At 48.5% G+C, this 1,740-nt stretch carries 3 protein-coding genes; all 3 read left to right on the forward strand.

The window, feature by feature from the left end; all coding sequences use genetic code 11:
• Positions 1-458, forward strand: a 458-nt coding sequence (locus EBR25_13675; GenBank protein ID NBW42032.1) for a hypothetical protein, incomplete at its 5' end; no start/stop codon positions are given.
• On the forward strand, positions 455-1,231 hold the full coding sequence (locus EBR25_13680) for a hypothetical protein (GenBank protein NBW42033.1): 777 nt from the start codon (positions 455-457) through the stop codon (positions 1,229-1,231). The genes EBR25_13675 and EBR25_13680, both read left to right, overlap by 4 nt.
• Positions 1,232-1,245: 14 nt before the next feature.
• A partial coding sequence (locus EBR25_13685) for a hypothetical protein (GenBank protein ID NBW42034.1) occupies positions 1,246-1,740 on the forward strand: 495 nt, incomplete at its 3' end.

The following is a 1,740-nucleotide window of genomic DNA, read 5'->3' on the forward strand; positions in this document are numbered from 1 at the left end:
AAAACACTCCCTCGGGCTTTGATCCAGTAGAATCCTGCAGACGCTTTGGAGGGACCCGGTGCGATGAGTTGGGATACGACAAAGATTCGATGTGTGGTAAAGACTTTAACAAGGCGTTGTTTCCCGAGACCGGATACGGAAATGAAACACCTGCCTTCTCCCCTGGCAGCGTGCCTGTGGACAGGCCCCTTGGGTCGAGTTTGTCCCGCGATCTGGTATACAATACCATCGAAGCTTCCGACCCCCAGCGGTATTTTAGTTCCAGCGGTTTAAGCGAAGCGAGCAGGTCGCCTTTGTTGAAAGAAAATGAGATGCTTTGTGCCAGCCTAGAAGATCCCATGGAATATGGAGCTTGCATCTCTATGTTAAAATGCAAGAGATTCGATCCTCCGTATGAAGGGAGATACTGGTTCGAGTTCTGTCCCAGCACTTTACACGGTGGTAGGTTAAGAAAATGACGAGAACGCTTCTGTCTTACTGTAAGACTGAGAACAATACTAGGCTGCTGGAGTTTGGCCAGGGTCCTGAGTACTTCAACGGTACGCGTTGTAGCACAGTGTATCGCGCTGCGATTAAGAAACAGTTAACTGATTCGGTGGAGATTTCACTGGAACAGTATGACAGCGACACAGTGCAGCCTATTAGAGAATTTAAGTTGACAAATCAGGGGCTGGTTACCTGGGACGACCATTGGATTAGTAAGAAAAGTAGTCTTATCGTCGATCCTAAGATCGTTACGATGAATCTTCAGCGCAATAGTCTTGTCTATGTGAATATAAACACGCCGAGATTAGAGTTAAAAAATTTGAATCTCGAGGGTAACGTATCTCTCGAACATTTATATATCCATGAAGCTCCGGCTCTAGAGCGTCTTGACATCTCTAACTGCCGTGGCCTCAGGCACATAGCGTTGGGAATTAATAGGGATATAAAATATCTCAGTGCCAATAACTGTGCTATGGAATCAGGCGTCATGGAACAACTCTTGCGCGATTTTACCCCCGTGCACTGTGCCAGCGCTAATAACTCCGGTATCGGGGCGTTTAGGAAGCAATACGATACGGAAATCGACCTGAGGGGTAATGTTATAGACTGGGGAAACCCCCGGGTTGCTAGTAAAATCCGGATGCTTCTGGTTAATAATTGGATCGTGAGATGGGATAATAATCCGCCACCAGAGATTACCCCCCCACAGCTCTATGCATTTTTCGTTGAAAGCAAGGTAGAATAGGATTTTAGTCTGACGTGGCGGATTTAAGGACCAGGTTTATAGAAGATTATGCAGGCGGGTTATTGAACATTGCCCGTCAGGAGTTGTCTAGCACGGGAGAAGTGTTAGCTCAGGACGGGTTTGTTGAAGGCACATCGCTATTCGTCGAAGACGGCAGAGGGGTCAAGAGCGGCCTGAGGCTGGGATCGAGTCTAGCCGAATGCATTGACCCGACAACGGAGACTGGAATCCTTAATGTCCGAAGTGCGGATCGAACCTACGCGAAGATTCGTGATCTCAAGATCTTCGCCACTGCAGTTGCATCGGCGCAAGGAGCCTTAAGCGAATCGGTCGCAGAGTCATTCACCAACCTGGAGGGGGCGTTTGAAAGCCTCGAGAGCGATGTCGAGCTTTTCCGGAACAGGTTGGATAACCTGAGCGATATTCAGGTCACCCTAGCAGATGGAGATCGGGGAGATCTTACCGTATCCGGAGGAGGTGAATCCTGGTCGATCAACAACGATGTTATT

This window comes from bacterium (genome assembly GCA_009926305.1).
Lineage (GTDB): Bacteria > Bdellovibrionota_C > UBA2361 > UBA2361 > RFPC01 > RFPC01.

Excerpts from the sequence above, each read along its gene's own strand:
- EBR25_13680 (NBW42033.1), top strand. The coding sequence starts at position 455 with ATGACGAGAACGCTTCTGTCTTACTGTAAGACTGAGAACAATACTAGG.